General features: G+C 62.2%; 15 protein-coding genes and 2 tRNA genes. 8 read left to right on the top strand and 9 right to left on the bottom strand.

The genetic code is table 11. The annotated features are described in order from the left end of the window. Positions 1–3 precede the first annotated feature (3 nt). The 6 genes from surE to NHAM_RS09140 all read right to left on the bottom strand — a co-directional run bounded on the left by surE (position 4) and on the right by NHAM_RS09140 (position 5,131). Positions 4–771 carry a 5'/3'-nucleotidase SurE gene (surE, locus tag NHAM_RS09165; RefSeq protein ID WP_011510288.1) on the bottom strand — a complete coding sequence of 256 codons (768 nt, stop codon included), beginning with the start codon at positions 769–771 and terminating at the stop codon, positions 4–6. 116 nt (positions 772–887) lie between these two features. Continuing rightward, positions 888–2,300: a serine--tRNA ligase gene (gene serS, locus NHAM_RS09160; RefSeq protein WP_011510287.1), complete on the bottom strand. Its 1,413-nt coding sequence runs from the start codon at positions 2,298–2,300 to the stop codon at positions 888–890. A gap of 185 nt (positions 2,301–2,485) precedes the next feature. Continuing rightward, complete coding sequence (gene tatC / locus NHAM_RS09155; RefSeq protein ID WP_011510286.1) at positions 2,486–3,334, bottom strand: twin-arginine translocase subunit TatC; 849 nt, start codon at positions 3,332–3,334, stop codon at positions 2,486–2,488. Continuing rightward, positions 3,331–3,867, bottom strand: coding sequence for a Sec-independent protein translocase protein TatB (gene tatB, locus NHAM_RS09150; protein WP_011510285.1), 537 nt, complete (start codon positions 3,865–3,867; stop codon positions 3,331–3,333). Before tatB ends, tatC begins: the two co-directional genes overlap by 4 nt. A gap of 182 nt (positions 3,868–4,049) precedes the next feature. Continuing rightward, a complete protein-coding gene (locus NHAM_RS09145) occupies positions 4,050–4,289 on the bottom strand; it encodes a twin-arginine translocase TatA/TatE family subunit (RefSeq protein WP_011510284.1) in 240 nt (79 codons plus the stop codon). Positions 4,290–4,465: 176 nt separating this feature from the next. Then, positions 4,466–5,131, bottom strand: a complete 666-nt coding sequence (locus NHAM_RS09140) for a protein-L-isoaspartate O-methyltransferase family protein (RefSeq protein ID WP_011510283.1) — start codon at positions 5,129–5,131, stop codon at positions 4,466–4,468. 260 nt (positions 5,132–5,391) lie between these two features. Between NHAM_RS09140 and NHAM_RS09135 the strand changes: the two genes are divergently transcribed. The 3 genes from NHAM_RS09135 to NHAM_RS09125 all read left to right on the top strand — a co-directional run bounded on the left by NHAM_RS09135 (position 5,392) and on the right by NHAM_RS09125 (position 6,657). Next, positions 5,392–5,466: transfer RNA gene (locus NHAM_RS09135), tRNA-Asn, on the top strand. Between the two features lie 240 nt (positions 5,467–5,706). Continuing rightward, on the top strand, positions 5,707–5,946 hold the full coding sequence (locus NHAM_RS29040) for an aa3-type cytochrome c oxidase subunit IV (protein WP_011510282.1): 240 nt from the start codon (positions 5,707–5,709) through the stop codon (positions 5,944–5,946). Between the two features lie 480 nt (positions 5,947–6,426). Beyond that, a complete protein-coding gene (locus NHAM_RS09125; RefSeq protein WP_011510281.1) occupies positions 6,427–6,657 on the top strand; it encodes a hypothetical protein in 231 nt (76 codons plus the stop codon). Positions 6,658–6,690: 33 nt separating this feature from the next. Here NHAM_RS09125 and glmU read toward each other — a convergent pair whose 3' ends face one another. Then, positions 6,691–8,049, bottom strand: coding sequence for a bifunctional UDP-N-acetylglucosamine diphosphorylase/glucosamine-1-phosphate N-acetyltransferase GlmU (glmU, locus tag NHAM_RS09120; RefSeq protein WP_011510280.1), 1,359 nt, complete (start codon positions 8,047–8,049; stop codon positions 6,691–6,693). 151 nt (positions 8,050–8,200) lie between these two features. On the opposite strand from glmU, the gene NHAM_RS09115 reads away from it, so the two are divergent. Both NHAM_RS09115 and NHAM_RS09110 read left to right on the top strand, forming a co-directional pair. Continuing rightward, positions 8,201–9,571 carry a hypothetical protein gene (locus NHAM_RS09115; RefSeq protein ID WP_041358896.1) on the top strand — a complete coding sequence of 457 codons (1,371 nt, stop codon included), beginning with the start codon at positions 8,201–8,203 and terminating at the stop codon, positions 9,569–9,571. Positions 9,572–9,637: 66 nt separating this feature from the next. Then, positions 9,638–10,018: a hypothetical protein gene (locus NHAM_RS09110; RefSeq protein ID WP_011510278.1), complete on the top strand. Its 381-nt coding sequence runs from the start codon at positions 9,638–9,640 to the stop codon at positions 10,016–10,018. On the opposite strand, the gene NHAM_RS09105 is transcribed toward NHAM_RS09110, so the two are convergent. Further along, complete coding sequence (locus NHAM_RS09105; protein ID WP_081434972.1) at positions 9,981–11,576, bottom strand: beta-(1-6) glucans synthase; 1,596 nt, start codon at positions 11,574–11,576, stop codon at positions 9,981–9,983. The two genes, NHAM_RS09110 and NHAM_RS09105, sit on opposite strands and share 38 nt — an antisense overlap. A gap of 319 nt (positions 11,577–11,895) precedes the next feature. Here NHAM_RS09105 and NHAM_RS09100 point away from each other — a divergent pair, with 319 nt between their 5' ends. The 3 genes from NHAM_RS09100 (at position 11,896) to NHAM_RS09090 (ending at position 15,571) form a co-directional block, all read left to right on the top strand. Continuing rightward, positions 11,896–12,471: a hypothetical protein gene (locus NHAM_RS09100; RefSeq protein ID WP_011510276.1), complete on the top strand. Its 576-nt coding sequence runs from the start codon at positions 11,896–11,898 to the stop codon at positions 12,469–12,471. 187 nt (positions 12,472–12,658) lie between these two features. After that, positions 12,659–15,328, top strand: a complete 2,670-nt coding sequence (locus NHAM_RS09095) for a glycosyltransferase (protein ID WP_011510275.1) — start codon at positions 12,659–12,661, stop codon at positions 15,326–15,328. A gap of 167 nt (positions 15,329–15,495) precedes the next feature. Continuing rightward, positions 15,496–15,571: transfer RNA gene (locus NHAM_RS09090), tRNA-Lys, on the top strand. A 426-nt stretch (positions 15,572–15,997) separates the two neighbouring features. Here NHAM_RS09090 and NHAM_RS09085 read toward each other — a convergent pair. After that, positions 15,998–16,258: a hypothetical protein gene (locus NHAM_RS09085; RefSeq protein ID WP_157043571.1), complete on the bottom strand. Its 261-nt coding sequence runs from the start codon at positions 16,256–16,258 to the stop codon at positions 15,998–16,000. Between the last annotated feature and the right edge of the window lie 265 nt (positions 16,259–16,523).

The following is a 16,523-nucleotide window of genomic DNA, read 5'->3' as shown; positions in this document are numbered from 1 at the left end:
GCCCTACTTCAAGGTCGCTGTCAGGACCTCGACGAATGCATCATCGGTGCGATCCAGCCGCAGCGGCGTCACTGAGACGCACCGCGCCGCTATCGCCGCGAGATCGGTACCCGCCGCCGGGGTATCCACGACGTCGGCCTTCTCGAATCCGATCCAGAAGTACGGGTTGCCGCGGCCGTCGCGGCGCTCGTCGATCTTGAGGAAACCGAGATTGCGCTTGCCCATCCGCGTCACCAGCACCCCGACCACCTGCTCCGGCGCGCAGGCCGGGAAATTGATATTGACCACCGTGTTTTTGGGAATGCCGACGTCGATCACCTTGCGGAGAATCTGCGGCCCGAACTTGCGCGCGGTTTCCCACACCGGCCTGTCGCCAGTCTCCATGCTGAATTCCTGCGACAGCGCGAACGACGGCAGCCCGAGCATCGTGCCCTCCAGAGCGCCTGCGATGGTCCCGGAATAAACCACGTCCTCGGCGAGGTTGCGGCCCCGATTGACGCCGGAGAGTACGAGATCCGGCCCCTTTTCGCCGAGGATGTGCCGCGATCCCATGATCACGCAATCGGTCGGCGTCCCCTTCACCGCGAAATGACGTGGTCCGATTTCGCGCAGCCGCAGCGGATCGTTCAGCGACAGCGAATGCGAGACGCCGGACTGATCGTACTCGGGTGCAACTACCCAGACATCGTCGGACAGGTCCTTTGCAATTTGCTCGATGATCTCGAGGCCCGGCGCGTTTATGCCGTCGTCGTTGGTACAGAGAATCCGCATTCGTGAAGTTGCCTTTTTCGGCCGCTGCTAGTGATCCTAGCGCCGTTCGGACACCTCTTATCCGGCTCGGCCGAGCCTGGCAAACCCGCCGAATCCGAGGCCGGAGGTCCTGCGCGCTACAAGCCTTTCGCAATCACCTTGAGGCCGCCCATGTAGGGCAAAAGCACGTCGGGCACGGCGATGGAGCCATCGGCCTGCTGATAGGTCTCCATCACGGCGATCAGGGCGCGGCCGACCGCGGTGCCGGAGCCATTCAGCGTATGAACGAAGCGTGGCTTGCCGTCGGGGCCACGCGAGCGCGCGTCCATGCGCCGCGCCTGGAAATCGCCGCACACCGAGCAGGACGAAATCTCTCGGTAGGCACCGCCCTCACCCTGTCCCGGCATCCACACCTCGATGTCATAGGTCTTTTGCGAGGCAAAGCCCATGTCGCCGGTGCACAGCGTCATCACGCGGTAATGCAGGTCGAGCCGGCGCAGCACTTCCTCGGCGCAGGAGAGCATCCGCTCGTGTTCGTCCTTGGATGTTTCCGGCGTCGTGATCGAGACCAGTTCGACCTTGGTGAATTGGTGCTGGCGGATCATGCCGCGGGTGTCGCGCCCGGCGGCGCCCGCTTCGGCGCGAAAACACGGCGTCAGCGCGGTGAAGCGCAGCGGCAGTTCTTTTTCATCGAGGATGGATTCGCGAACGAGGTTGGTGAGCGGGACTTCGGCGGTGGGGATGAGCCAAAGTCTGTCTTTGCGTGTTGGAGCCGACAGCGGGGTAACCTTTTGCTCCATGTCGAAATGACCAGGCCTAACCTTCCTCTGATCTATTTCGACAACTGTTTGCTCAAGTTGCTCGGAGATCGTCCTGTCTTTAATGAAATCAAACTGATCCTCTGCAAACTTCGGCAACTGGGCTGTGCCGAACATGGCGTCATCACGCACCAGAAGCGGTGGATTGACCTCGGTATAACCGTGCTCGCCAGTGTGGACGTCGAGGAAGAATTGTCCGATGGCGCGTTCGAGCCGCGCCAGTCCCCGCTTCAGCACCACGAAGCGCGCGCCGGACAATTTTGCCGCCGCCTCGAAATCCATGTCGCCGAGCGCGCCGCCGAGATCCTCATGCGGCTTCGGCGTAAACGCATAGTCGCGTTTCTTGCCGAACACATGATGCTGGATGTTGCCGTGCTCATCAGTACCATCGGGCACCTCGTCGAGCGGCAGGTTCGGAATTTCGGCAAGCGCCTTTCTCAGCTTCTCGTCGGCCGCTTTCGCCGCCGCGTCCATCTCGGGCATGGAGGTCTTGAGTTCGGCGACTTCCGCCATCAGCTTCGCGGCGCGCGCCTCGTCCTTCGCCTTCTTGGCCTCGCCGATTTCCTTCGAAGCCGCGTTGCGGCGCGCCTGCGCCTGCTCCGACGCCAGAATCGCAGCGCGGCGTTTCTCGTCGATTGCGAGCAGTGACGACGACAGCGGCGCAAGCCCCCGCCGCTTCAGCGCGGCATCGAAGGCTGCGGGGTTGTCGCGGATCGCTTTGATGTCGTGCATGGAGGTGAAGTCCCAAGGCGAAATTCACAGGGCGCTGTCATGCCCGCGAAAGCGGGCATCCAGTACCCCGAATGGGTGCGATTGGAAACCGTCTGGCGGTCCTGAATACTGGATCGTCCGCTATCGCGGACGATGACGGCGGGAATCGCGGCGATATTAGCAATTAAAACCGACCCGATACGGCCCTACTCCGCCGGGTTTTCCGCCGGTGGTGGCGTGCCGTCGGGCGGTGGCGGCTGCGCGCCCTTGGCGGCGGTGGCCTTTGCAGCGGTGGCCTTGGCGGCGCTCTTCTCGACGATGGATACAGCGACGATCGAGCCTTCGTAAAGCAGGAGCAGCGGCAGCGCCAGCGACGCCTGGCTGAGCACGTCGGGCGGCGTCAGCACCGCGGCGATGATGAAGGCGACGACGATGAAATAGCGGCGCTTTTCGCGCAGCATTTTCGAGGTGACGACGCCGATCCGGCCGAGCAGCGTCAGGATCACCGGCAACTGGAAGGCGATGCCGAAGGCGAAGATCAGCGACATCGTCAGCGACAGATATTCGCCGACTTTGGGGAGCAACTGGATTTGCGCGGTTTCAGGACCGGAGAGCTGCTGCATGCCGAGCGAGAACCGTACGATCATCGGCAGCACCACGAAATAGACCACCAGCGCGCCAAACACGAAGAACGCCGGGGTCGCGATCAGGTACGGCAGGAACGCGTTGCGCTCGTGCTTGTAGAGGCCGGGCGCCACGAACTTGTAGATTTGCGTCGCCACGATCGGAAACGAGATGAAGCCGGCGCCGAACAGCGCGAGCTTCAGTTGGGTGATGAAATATTCGAGCAGCGCGGTGTAGATGAACTTCGAGTTCTCCGGCCCCGCGACCCAGACGAACGGCCATACCAGCACGTTGTAGATCTGCTTGGCGAAGAAGAAGCACAAGATAAATGCGATACCGAAGCCGACCAGCGCCTTGATCAGCCGCGAGCGCAGTTCGATCAGGTGATCCATCAGGGGGGCCTCGCTGGCCTCGATGTCTTCGGAGCTCATGACGCTTTGGCGTCCTTGACTGCCTCGTGCGGCGTCTCGTGCGTAGCCGGAGCCGGCTCGGGCGTGGCGTGCTGGAATTCGGGCGTGATCGCCAGCGGCTCGGATGCGAGGGCCTTGGCGTCCGCCTCCGTCCCGGTCTTGGGGATCGCGGCCTCCGGTGCGATCGATCCGCTTGCCGGAACGTCGTTGGCAGACGCGGCAGACATATCGGCTGCGGGCCTGTTGGCTGCGGGCTTGTCGAGATCCTCAAGCTTTGGCGGCTCGCCGAGCGAGTCGGTCAGCTTGGTCATCAGGTTGCCACTGGTCAGGCCACTGGTGGCGTCGCGCACCTCGTCGAAGGATTTCTTCAGCTCGGCCATGTCGGCCTCGCGCATCGCCTCGTTGAACTGGCCCTGGAATTCGGCGGCCATCCTGCGCGCCTTGCCCATCCACTGCCCGACCATGCGCAGCACGCCCGGCAACTCTTTCGGGCCGATGGCGATCAGCGCGACGACCGCGATGACGACCAGTTCACTCCACCCGATGTCGAACATGAAACTTTCCGCTCACGCGAGGTTTACGCCGGTTCCGCGACGCACCCGGGCCAGCTTTTGAATCAAAGCCGGACTCCAGCGTTTGCCGCAAGCCGCCGCCGTGATCAACGCGCTTCGACAGCCCTGCCGTCTCCCGCTCTCGCTTCATTTCTGCGGATTCGCGACTTCGCGGCCGTGCCGCGTCAGACCGTCGTCTTGCTGCCGACGTCGGACCGGCTCGCGCCGGGAGCCGGCGCGTTGTGATCGATCGTCTTCACGGGTTCGGGTTTTTCCGCAGTCTTCTCATCGTCCTGCATGCCCTTCTTGAAGGCCTTGATGCCCTGCGCGACGTCGCCCATCAGGTCGGAAATCTTGCCGCGGCCAAACAGCAGCAGGATCACCGCGATCACCACGATCCAGTGCCAGATGCTCAGTGAACCCATCCTGCAATCCTCCAAATCGGCGGCCGGCGTCCGGCCGAAGCTGTACGGAAGGTAGGCTCGGGGGGCGACGAAAACAAGGATTTCGGCCCCAGCGGGTATCAAAAGGACCCGGTAACCTCTGACTTTAGATTGGTTAGGAAGAGCGCCGAAACAGGAGCGGATTCCTAACCGACTCGTTAAAAAATAAAAGCTGCCGGCCGCTCCAGCCCGGGCAAGACCGGGACCGACGCATCGAAGAGATCTCTGTGTCCGAAATCGGAATGCGAATGCGTGACGATGACCGCCCGTTGCGCGCGGCTCATGGCGAACACGCCGACCAGACGCCCTTCGGCGCCGAGCTGCCGGTTGAGCAGGTCCGGAACGACCTCGGTCGCGCCCTCCAGAATAATAACGTCATAGGGCGCATTGACGGGCGCTCCTTTGGACGCCGCGGCGGTGACGACGGTCACATGGCCGAGGCCGAGCGTCGCAAGAATGCCGGCCGCTTTCGCCGCCAGGGCCGGGTCGCTTTCGGTCGCCGTCACCCGATCCGCGAGTTTCGCCGCCAGCGCCGCAGAGTATCCGGTTGCGCAGCCCACCACGAGGACGTTGTCGGTGCTCTTGATGTCGGCAGCCTGCATCATCTTTGCGACGACCATGGGCTTGATCAGATACCGCTTCGGCGCGCCCTTTTCGCTGACGTCCAGATCGAGATCCAGGTAAGCCAGCGCCCGGCGATCTTCGGGAACGAAAACCTCACGCGGCAGCGCCAGCATGGCGTCGATGATTCTAAGATCGGTGACGTCGCTGGGGCGCACCTGACCATCAACCATTTTTCCGCGAGCGGTCGAAAAGTCAGACATCGGAGATAATCCCTCACCCGTGCAATAGATTCCGGGAGGACTAGGGCACCCCCATCGTCGATGCAAGCGTTTGCTGGAACAGGCATCACCCGCCGTCGCATTTGTCGCAGTATTTTCCGTCGGTTGCAGAAAGTGCTGGATCATCCTGCGGGCGAAATCCGATCCGACCGCCCGTCCCTGTCGAGGGAGTGCCCATTTGCCGCTTTGCAAGCGTCCGAGGCTTTGTTATAGGCTGGCACCGCGAAGATATTTTCGCCTGTTCCCTGGTAGCTCAGCGGTAGAGCATTCGACTGTTAATCGAATGGTCGCTGGTTCGAATCCAGCCCGGGGAGCCAAATTATTGCAATAACATATTGAAGTAATCGCACTTTTCTTGAAGCGTGAAAGTAGGCTTCCCCGCTTCCCCTCCCCACTTTTGGAATAGCCAACCGGCACCCCCAGATGCCGGCCGGCGGTGTTGTTTAGGACAAACGGCCACAACTCTCCACACTGATCCCGGCCAACTGTCCGTCGTCAGGTGATTTGAGACTGGTCAGGGATCGAGGCCGCTTTATTGCATTACCCAAACGCGTCACATGATCGTGACGCGCCGAAGGATCGACAGCAATGGAGATTGCGCTAATCTTTCAAGGCAAGATCAACCCTACCATGGGAGGCTTGACATGTCAGATCATAGCGAAATGATATTCACGACGGCGGACGGAATGGATTATCCGGCGCACGAGCAGCAGTTTAAAACTTTCGTCAAGATAGGGATGATCGCTACAGCGACCGTGGCTACCATTGTCGTGTTGATGGCGATTTTCATCGGCTGATTCTCCGGCCGTCGTTCCGGCCGGCCCTGATTTCAGTTCGCTGACAATGTGCCCAGTGCTTGAGTCGTGCGCGTAATCCATGGCTTTCCAGTTGCCGTCACGGATTGCCAGACCGATTGCCCGCATGACTTGAGCCTGAGGCAAGAGCACGGCGTTTTGCTTGCTCGCTGCGAGCGCTTCGACTTCGTCCCGATCGATTAACACAGTGCCGTCGTTCTTCACTTCGTAAAGCGCGGTATCGTTGAACGATTGCGCGACTTTGACAATCTTAACGGCTTTTGGCTCTTGGGCAGAGACAACGGCAGTTAGAGCTATCGAAGCAGCTATGGCCGTATCCGGTGCCGAGCGGATCGTACGACTCGTCAATCGGCGGGACGCATCCATTGGATGCCCTGCCATCCACCGTTCGACTTTGCAGCATCACTTTAACGAACGCGCAACGTTTATGCCGAAAGCTTCCATGACAGGAGGTCATGGAACGTGAGCAACACGCGCGATCCTAAAGGCACCGGGGTGCACCGCTTTTCCGCGACGCCGACGCGATCGCTCGAACAAAAGCCGTCGCGCCTCGCGAACTGGCCGCCGCCGTTCCGCAGCACCGCCGCGAAGCCAAAGATTATCCGGCATAAATCCGACGAGAAGCCGCAGCGGGCAAAGCCGCGCGGCTGGCGCCTGACGCGGGCGATGTTTTCCGAATTCGAGGAAGAATGAGTCTTCGGTTCTCGGGACGGATCGGTCGCCCCCTCAACCGGTCTTCGGCTTTTTGGCGAGCAGCTTCATTTCGCGGAAGCGTCTGGCCCAACCCTCGCGCACGGTCTGCTGGCCGCGCCCGACCGCAAGCGCGTCGTCCGGCACGTTTCGCGTGACGACCGAACCCGATCCCACATAGGCGCCGGCGCCGATCTTCACCGGCGCGACCAGCGACGAATTGGAGCCGACGAAAGCGCCCTCGCCGATCTCGGTGCGATACTTGCCGAAGCCATCGTAGTTGCAGGTGATGGTGCCCGCCCCGATGTTGGCATTGGCGCCGATATGGGCATCGCCGACATAGGTCAGGTGATTGACCTTGGCCCCGGCTTCGAGAACGGCGGCCTTGGTCTCGACGAAGTTTCCGACCCGCGCGCCCTCGCCCAGCGACGTTCCCGGTCGTAACCGCGCGTAGGGACCAACCGACGCATTCCTGCCGATCGACGCCTGCACGAGGTGGGAGAACGAGTGGATCACGGCGCCGTCAGCGATGGTCACGCCGGGTCCGATCACCACGTATGGCTCGATGGTCACGTCCTTGCCGAACGAGGTGTCGGCGGCGAGGAAAACCGTGTCGGGGGCCACCATCGTCACGCCGGCATCGAGCGCCTCCTTGCGCAGCCGCGCCTGCATGACCTGTTCGGCCTCGGCCAGTTGAGCCTTGGTGTTGATGCCGCGCACCTCATCCTCGCTGGTTTCGATCACCGCTGCCGTCAGACCGGACTCCCGGACGATACTGACGGCGTCGGTGAGATAGTATTCGCCCTTGCTGTTGGCGTTGCCGATTTTTTCAATGATTTGCAGCGCCGTCTTGCCGTCGAACGCCATGACGCCGGCATTGCAGAGCGTGATGCTACGTTCGTCAGCGCTTGCGTCCGCCTGCTCGCGGATCGCCGTCAGCCGGCCATTGTCCACGATCAGCCGGCCGTACCCGGTGGGATCGGCGGCATGGAAGCCGAGGACGACGAGCGACGCGCCAGCCTGTAACGGCGCCCGCATCCGCGCGAGCGTATCGGCCGAGATCAGCGGCGTGTCGCCGAACGCGATCACCAGATCGTCGGCGCCGCGGGCGATGGCCTCGCGCGCCGCGAGCACGGCGTGCGCGGTCCCGAGACGCTCGTGCTGGACGAACGTCATAACGTCCGGCCGCACGTGCCTCGCTTCATCGGCCACCGCCTCATGGCCCGGGCCCACAACGGCCGCCAGCGACGTTCCCGGGCCGCTTGGCGCGGCCGTCAACACATGCGCCAGCAGCGTCTGCCCCGCCACCGGATGCAGCACTTTCGGCAACGATGAGCGCATCCGCGTCCCCTCGCCAGCGGCAAGCACAATGGTCAGACAGCTCCGGCCGGTCATCCAGGGTCCTCATTCTCCGGCGCGTCATTACGCCGTCGCCGTCATTAAGCGTTTTTGCCCGAAGGGGAAACCGCCCGGTGCTCTGAGATCGGGCGGATTTCCTGTTAGCATTCGGCCATGATTCGGAGTGCAGGGGTCCGGCGTCATTATTGTGGCGAAGAATCAGAACGATCTGGCCGGGAGCGCACCGGCTGATAAAAGCGGCGGCAGGCCGAGCGGCTTTCTGGCCGACGAGGGCGCGTTCGACCGCCGTACCCTGTGGCGCCTCGGATCATGGGGTGCCGGCTCCGTCGGAGCCGTCATTGTCGCACTTCTGGCGCACAACTCCGGGGCCGGACTCCGACACGAACAAACAGCCGACCTGGCAAGGCAATCGCAGCAGATTCAATCGATCGCGAAAGCAAACGAAAACGAAACAAGGCGCCTTTCCTCCGCCATCGACACATTGAACCGCGATCGCGACCGGCTGTTTGCCCGTGTCACCGTGCTCGAGCAGGGACTGGATTCCGTCACCGGCTCCATAAGCCAAAATGCGGCGCAACCCGGTCCTCGGAGGCCGTCCTCTCACAACGAGGTCGCCTTGGGCTCGCCGCCGGCAGCAGCACCGCTCCTCCCTCAGCCGGATAAAGCGCTACCGGCCCCTGCGGGCCTGACGCCGCCACTCGCATCCGCAGCGGCCGAAACGGCGGCAGCAAAGCTGTCACCCGCTGCCCCCTCGCCTGCGAAGTCTTTATCCGCGAACACACCCTCCAAGACCTCTCCATCCGCAAATTCGTCGTCCACACCGGCCCTGCCTGAGACGAACTCACCCGCAGCGGCCGCGACGCCGGTCACACCAAAAGCCGCATCGCAACCTGCGACCGCCGCGCAGGATTCGCCCGCGACAAGGACCGGCGGGCCAGACGAAACAGCGGCCATTACGCCCGCAAAGTCCGAGCCGAGAAAAAACAGGGAGCTTCATAAAAGCAAGGATGCCGGGAGCAAGGCTGCGCAAATCGTCACCGCATCCATTCCCGCGATCGCCGATGCCCGACAGGCCCCCCCACTCCCTGCCCATATTCCGGTGGCGCACACCGATTTCGGCGTCGATCTCGGCAGCGCCAGTTCGATCAAGGGTTTGCGGGCGCTGTGGCGGAGCGTTCTGAAATCGGAGGCAAAAGAATTGACTTCGCTGCACCCGATCATCGTGCTGAAGGGACGCAGCAAAGGGGGCGGCGTGCAAATGCGCCTCGTCGCCGGGCCGCTGGCCGACGCGGCAGCCGCGGCAAAGATTTGCGCCGTCCTGTCCGAAAACGGCCGCGCCTGCGAAACTGCCGTGTTCGATGGCCAGCACCTCGCCATGAACGAAGACGGCAAAGAGAGCGGTGCCGCCGCCACGACAAAAAAGCCGAGACCGGCGCACACGTCATCACGGCATCGGCACAACCCGAGATCATCAGCGCGTACCGAAGAACCGGCGCCACCACCGCCACCGCCCCCACCACCAAAGCCGTCGCCGTTCGGTTCGTTCTTTTCACATTGAAACACCCGACGGCCGGGACCAGGTTTCCGGGTTGTCGGGCCGATCGATCCGGATCATATTGGCCTTATGAAAAAAGATCCGTTCCGGCTGACGCCTTACCAGGTGCAATGGCTGCTGATCGTTGGTTTCCTGAGTGTCGGTTACGCACTTTATCTGCGCTATCTCGCGGTCGAGCTGTCCACGGTCGCGCTGGCATGTGACGCCGGCCTGCAAACCATGCTGTGCACGGGGCGCAGCGTCGCGACCTACCTGTTTCGCAACCACGTCTTCGGCATCGCCGCGCTGGTCATCGCCGTGCTGCACGTGATCCGGCCGTCGATCGTATTGTTGACCGCGGGCCTGATCGCCGCCGGCTTCGGAATCGTACTCTACAATGTCGGCCTTTCCGGTCTTGCGATCGGCCTGCTTGTCACGGGGTTTGCGCGGCCCGCGCCCGCCACAGCGTGACGCCGAGCATGGCGTACACCACGCAGGTCCAGAGCGACTGCCAGTTTTTCGGACCTTCGTTGAACCCGACATAAACGGCCGCGATCACCAGCAGACCGGCGAAAACCTGTTCCGCGATCGGGCGGCGGCCGGCGAGCGGACGGGTGAGCCACGCCAGCGCCCAGCACGGCACCACCGCCATCGTCAGCGCGGCGAAGGGAAAATCGCGGTAGCGGGGATCGAAGACGAAGCCCAGCGCGGTCTCGGCCGCGATCAAGGTCGTCACGAGCAACGTGAGTCCCAGCAGCGCCGTCAGCACCGAGCTGGTGCGGCCGGGGCGCGGTCCCATCAATTCGACGAACGTCGGCAGCGCGCGTCCGGACATCAGGGCGTTCGCGCCCAACAACGGAGAGACGATCCCGGCCGCCAGCAGCAGGCCCCAGCGCAACGAGTTGCCCAGTCCGTAACTCTCGTAACACAGCTTGTCCGCGGCCACGCCCAGCAGGATTCCCGCCGACGTCGCCGAAACCGCAACCGCGATCCAGGACATCGGCCGTGGCGTCCACGGCCTCCGCCGCAACGTCAGCATGGCGACCGCAAAGACGAGGATGCACAATGCCATCCCGGCGCCCATCTGGGTTTTCCAGAGCGGAAAATTGCTTATGGGCTCGCCGGCCGGGTATTTCAGCTTGCGCCGGGTGGCGTCGATCAAGCCCCAATTGCCGCCGACCGTGCCCTCGAGCTGGCGCTTCCAGGGCTGGTCGTAGGCCTCGATCAGGTTGACGCGAAATTTCTCACGCTTCGCCATGTCGAGAATTTCGGACACCACGCGCGCCTGATTGGTGCGCGAGGGCAGCGCGCCTTCTCGCATGCGTCCGGCGCTCGGCCATCCGGTTTCGCCGATAAGGATTTCCTTGGCGGGAAAGGCCGCGGCGACCCGCTTGCGGATGGCGTCGACATGCGCGGCGGCGTTGCGCGCGCGGATCGGCAAATCCTCCCAGTAAGGCAGGATGTGGATGGTGACGAAATCGACCGCGTCATAGACCTCGCGGTTGCGCAGCCAGTATTCCCAGACATCCGCATAGGTGACGGGCACCGTCACTTGCGACTTCACCAGCCGGATGTTGGCGACGAGATCGGCGGCGGTCATTTCCCCGCGCAGCAGAACCTCATTGCCGACAACAAGCGCGATGATGGTGTCGGGGTGTTCCTTCGCAAGACCCACCGCGATATTGATCTGAGCGAGGTTTTTCAGGCGATTGTTGCCGAGCCAGATGCCCTGGATGACCTTGAGACCGACCTTCGCTGCCAGAGCCGGCACCCGATCGAGGCCGTTCTCGATCGAGTAGGTCCGGACGCATTTCGAGATCTTGGCCAATTGGGCAAGATCCTCGGCGATCTGTTCAGGCGGTATTTCGGTCGTCGCGACCAGCGGAGTCTGTTGACCCCGGAACGGAGCATAGGACACGCACTCCAGTTTCGCCGCCGGATCGATCGGCGCGCGCGCAAGCCGGATCGGCGCGCCAAGCCACCACCACGCCGCCGCGATCAGGCCTAGCGAAATGACGAGAAGCGCCAGTGGCGTACGAAAGGAAATCGGCTTCGTCCTCCGCGAGAGTGTCGTCGATTAGCGGGTCGAGGCGCTTCTGCCAAGAGCGGTGGTCGGACTTGCTGGACAAAATCCAGAATCTCCGTCATGGGAACCTAGTGGAGTGAATTTGACATTCGCGACCCACTTGGCCACGCGTCCCGTTTTAGCGAGCCTTCTTGCGAATGTTAGAACCGGACCACCGGGGCGTCTCCGCCGCATTGGGGACCAATTTGACCGGCATCTGATACCTGAATGAAGGTTGCAGTTGCGGCCAAGCGGTTGCGGCCAGCAAAGTCGGGGGACTTTCATGCATCGAGTGCCGTTCGGATTCGAGAAAGCGTTTTTGCGTGGCCTTGCCATTCCCGGCTTCGCCTTGCTGTTCGGCATCGGCGGCGCGATCGCGCAAAGCGGCGATCTTCGCGCCCAGGATCAGAACAAGCCAGCCGCGACCAACTCAACAAATGCGGCCGATGCCGCCAAGGACAGCCAGCGCAAAACCGACGAATTCGTCGAAGCCGCACGCGTCATCAACGGCCCGGCAGGAAATCCGGAATGCGTCTGGCTCGGCCGTCGCGTGGTTGTTCTGATGTGGCGCGATGACCTGGACACGGCCTTTCGTCATCTCGATCTCTACGATCGCTTCGGCTGCCCGGGCGGCCACGTTCAGGCAGCTTTCCGCTGCCTGGTCCGGTTCGGACCTATCGACCCCAAGGCCCCCGATGCGCTGAGCGGCCGCGTTCACACCTGTTGGATCAATCCGGACGCGCAGCCGGGTGAGCCTGCCGCCGCTGCGGCTTCTCCGCCGGCAGCAAACGCCGCGCCGGCCCCCGCGGCTCCGCCTCCGGCACAGCCAGCGCCTGCTCCCTCCCCGCCAAAAAAATAGCTGCCGCAGCCGCCGCGACGAAACCTTTCCTGATTGTCATGGTTGAAGCGGCAGGTCGCCCTCAAAACGCCATGGCGTCATACGAGTTGTTAAACCACATGGTGGAATTATCTCTGCTGATGTGTCAGTCGGACCTAGGGGACGGGTCCGCGTTTGTGTTGGACTCGCCCCTTATGGTTTAGTCGCGATGCGCGCTGTCGTCGCCGTTCTGCTGTTTGTGACCGCTGCACACGCTGCTCTCTGGGGAGTTCTTCAGGAAAGACAGCAGGCTCCCGACTTCAAGGGTGTTCTGACCAGCGTATCCTACGCACCGTTCGAAGGGTCGGCGCATCCGGACGTCGACAATATCCCCACCGCCGATAAAATCCGGTCCGACATGAAAGCGCTGGTACCCCTGACCCGCGCGATCCGTCTGTATTCGTCGACCGGTGGCGTCGAACTTGTGCCGCCGATCGCCAATGAGTTCGGCCTCAAGGTCATGGTCGGCGCGTGGATCGACAAGCATGTCGAGCGCAACGAGCGCGAGATGCTGGCTGCCATCGATCTCGCGAAACACAACAGCAACGTCAACGGCATCGTCGTCGGCAACGAGACGATCTACCGCGGCGATCAAAAGGTCGCCGATCTTATCAAGCTCATTCAGCGCGTGAAAGGTTCTGTGAATGTACCTGTGACCACAGGCGAAATCTGGAACATCTGGCTTGAGCACCCTGAGCTTGCGTCGTCGGTCGATTTCATCGCTGCGCACATCCTGCCCTATTGGGAGGGCTTTTCCAGCAAGCAGGCTGTCGATCAGGCCCTCATCATCTATCAAAAGCTGCGCGATGCCTTTCCCGGCAAACGGATCGTGATCGCCGAGTTCGGCTGGCCAAGCGCCGGATACAATCTCAGGAACGCCGATCCCGGCCCGTTCCAGCAGGCGGTCACGCTTCGCAATTTTGTCACCAAGGCCCAGTCGATCGGCATGGAATACAACATCGTCGAAGCCATCGACCAGCCCTGGAAGTTCTTCGAGGGCGGCGTCGGCCCCTACTGGGGCATTCTCGACGCGGATCGCGAGCCCAAATTTTCCTGGACCGGCCCTGTCGTCGATCAAGCGTACTGGAAACTCGCAGGTATCGCGCTTCTGGTCGGGGTCCTGCTGTCCTTGCCCATTCTGCGGCTCGTCCGTCCGACGGTGATGCAGGCCCTGCTGCTTTCGACAGCCGCCAACGGCGTCGGTGCCTGGGTCGCAACCGTCTTCGCCTACTGGACCGGCCATTACTTCGTTTTCGGTTCGGCGTTCGCAATGATGCTCGGCATGATCCTGCTGGTGCCGCTGATCCTGATCGCGATGGCGCGCATCGCGGAAATCGCGGCCGTGGCATTCGGACAGCGGCCGCAGCGGCTGATCACAAGGGAGGCAGCGGCAGAAGCGGCGCAAGCGACCGCCGACAATCCGTTGCCCAAAGTCTCGATTCACGTGCCGGCGTATTTCGAGCCGCCCGAGATGCTCAAGCAGACGCTCGATGCGGTCGCGCGCCTCGACTATCCGAATTTCGAATGCGTGGTGATCATCAACAACACCCCCGATCCGGCATTCTGGCAGCCGATCCAGGATCACTGCCGTGCGCTTGGCGAGCGTTTCAAGTTCATCAACGCCGAGAAGGTTGAGGGCTTCAAGGCCGGCGCACTGCGGATCGCCATGGAGCGCACGGCCGCCGACGCCGAGATTATCGGCGTCATCGATGCCGATTATGTGGTGCAGCCGGACTGGCTCAGGGATCTGGTGCCGGCCTTCAACGATCCGCGCGTCGGTCTCGTTCAGGCGCCGCAGGATCACCGCGACGGCGACCGCACGCTGATGCACTACATCATGAACGGAGAGTATGCCGGCTTCTTCGACATCGGCATGGTCCAGCGCAATGAAGCCAACGCCATCATCGTCCATGGCACCATGTGCCTGATCCGCCGCGCCGCGATGGATATGGCAGGAGGCTGGGCCGGCGACACCATTTGCGAGGATACCGACCTCGGCCTCGCGATGATCGAGCATGGCTGGGTCACGCACTACACCAACACCCGCTATGGCTACGGCCTGCTGCCCGACACCTACGAGGCGTTCAAGAAACAGCGCCATCGCTGGGCTTACGGCGGCTTCCAGATCGTCAAGAAGCATTGGCGCCGCTTTCTGCCGGGCGCGAGCCGGCTGTCGCAGGACCAGAAGCGCGAATTCACCCTGGGCTGGCTCAACTGGCTCGGCGCCGAAAGTCTCGGCGTCGTGGTTGCCATCCTCAACCTGATCTGGGTGCCGATCGTGGCCTTCGCCGACATCGCCATCCCCGACAAGATCCTGACCTTGCCCATCATCGCCGCGTTTCTGGTGTCGCTGATCCATTTCGTGGCGCTGTACCGCCTGCGCGTGCCGGTCAAAACCGCACAGATGCTGGGCGCCATGGTGGCCGCCATGTCGGTGCAGTGGACCGTGTCCCGGGCGGTCGCGCAGGGACTCATCACCGAGCATCTTGCCTTCGCGCGCACCTCGAAGGGCGGCCTGTCGCGGATGTCGATCGAGTTTCAGGCGTTCTGGGAGGCGGTGATCGGCGTTCTCCTGCTGGTCGGAGCCGCCGTGCTGATCGCGTCCAATCAGTACAAGGAAGTCCACGAGATCTACATCTTCGCGGGCGTGCTGGTGCTGGAGAGCCTGCCGTTCCTGTCGGCCGTCGCCATCGCCATCCTCGAGACCTCGCGCATCAACGAGTTTTCGTTCTGGCGCAACGCCCGCATCCGCAGCGCCGAACTGATCGGTCTGCGGCCGGCGCCGATGCCAACCAGCGCGTCGCCGCCCGTCGGCCCCGAGATTCGCGAAACAACCTGATCCCGACCGGCAACGTGCCGTTTGCAGGCATCGTACGGTTTGTATGTCGCTGGAAAGCCTGTCTGTAAGGTTCGGATTCCGGTGGCTTAATTTGTGTTGTACAGTCTCCCGCGCCGATCCGGCGCTATTGACCAGCGCGGATGGGCCCCCTACACAGCGCGACATGTGAGCGCGTAGCTCAGGCGGTAGAGCACGTGACTTTTAATCATGGGGTCGTGGGTTCGAGTCCCACCGCGCTCACCATAAAACGCATTCCGACGTCGAAGGTTTTCTGACGTGTGCGATTCGACGCGCGAGCGCTGTTCGCGCCCTCCGGGTGTTAGGGATCCGCTTCATCGAACGCCTTCATGGCGGCCATGATCAGGGCGAATCCCGACAAGTCCGGTGGATGATAAAAATGGCGAACCACCTCAATGACATCGAGAATGGCTTCATGCGATGCTTCTCGTCGCGAACAAGGACTTCTTCCTGTTCGGCACAAGCCGGGGAAGAAATAGAAAACCCCGCCGGAGCGGGGTTATTCTTCGGAGCTGGTGCTTGAAGCTATAGCGTTTTCGAGCGAACCACGTCCTCGGGCTTGACCCGAGGATGGATACCGGTTCGCATGAAGAAAACGCGTCAAATCAGATCATAGAGCCCGCTTCTGATTCCGTCAGAAGCGAAAAGGCTCTAGTGCTTTAAGCCTACGTGAACTTCGGTCCCAAGTGCGTTTTCTTCGACCCCAAGTGCTTCACAAATCGCCTTTAGGTGCGGACGATCCGGAAACTGGACGCCACGCATGTAGAGCAAGATGTCGCAGCGGCGGAAATCAGAGCGGCCGCGGAACCGCTTCGATGCTTCGCGGGCGAATTCCGCCGCTGTCCAATGGTTGTCGGCGACGAGTTTTGCAAGATGATTCCCAAACTCAACTCTATCTGCATCTGCCATCATTTTCTTTTTCCTGACCTCCCCATCACACGCATCAACCATCCGGACAGGATAGTCCGTCCGGAAGACGATCCGCGACGCAAACCGCCGGGCCTCCCGGCGTTTTTCTTACGTCAAGGGGAGTATATTCGTTACTATACATCGTCCCCATTTACCTCTACCGCCAGCTTCAGGGCACCCCTGCGCGTTTTGCATAGCCGCCGCTCTATCCAACGCAGTGGCCATGTCCCATCCAACGCAGAGCACTGACTCATCCCGCCCTTCCGGG

This window comes from Nitrobacter hamburgensis X14, assembly GCF_000013885.1.
Taxonomy (GTDB): domain Bacteria; phylum Pseudomonadota; class Alphaproteobacteria; order Rhizobiales; family Xanthobacteraceae; genus Nitrobacter; species Nitrobacter hamburgensis.
This window is presented reverse-complemented; position numbering and strand designations above follow the sequence as displayed.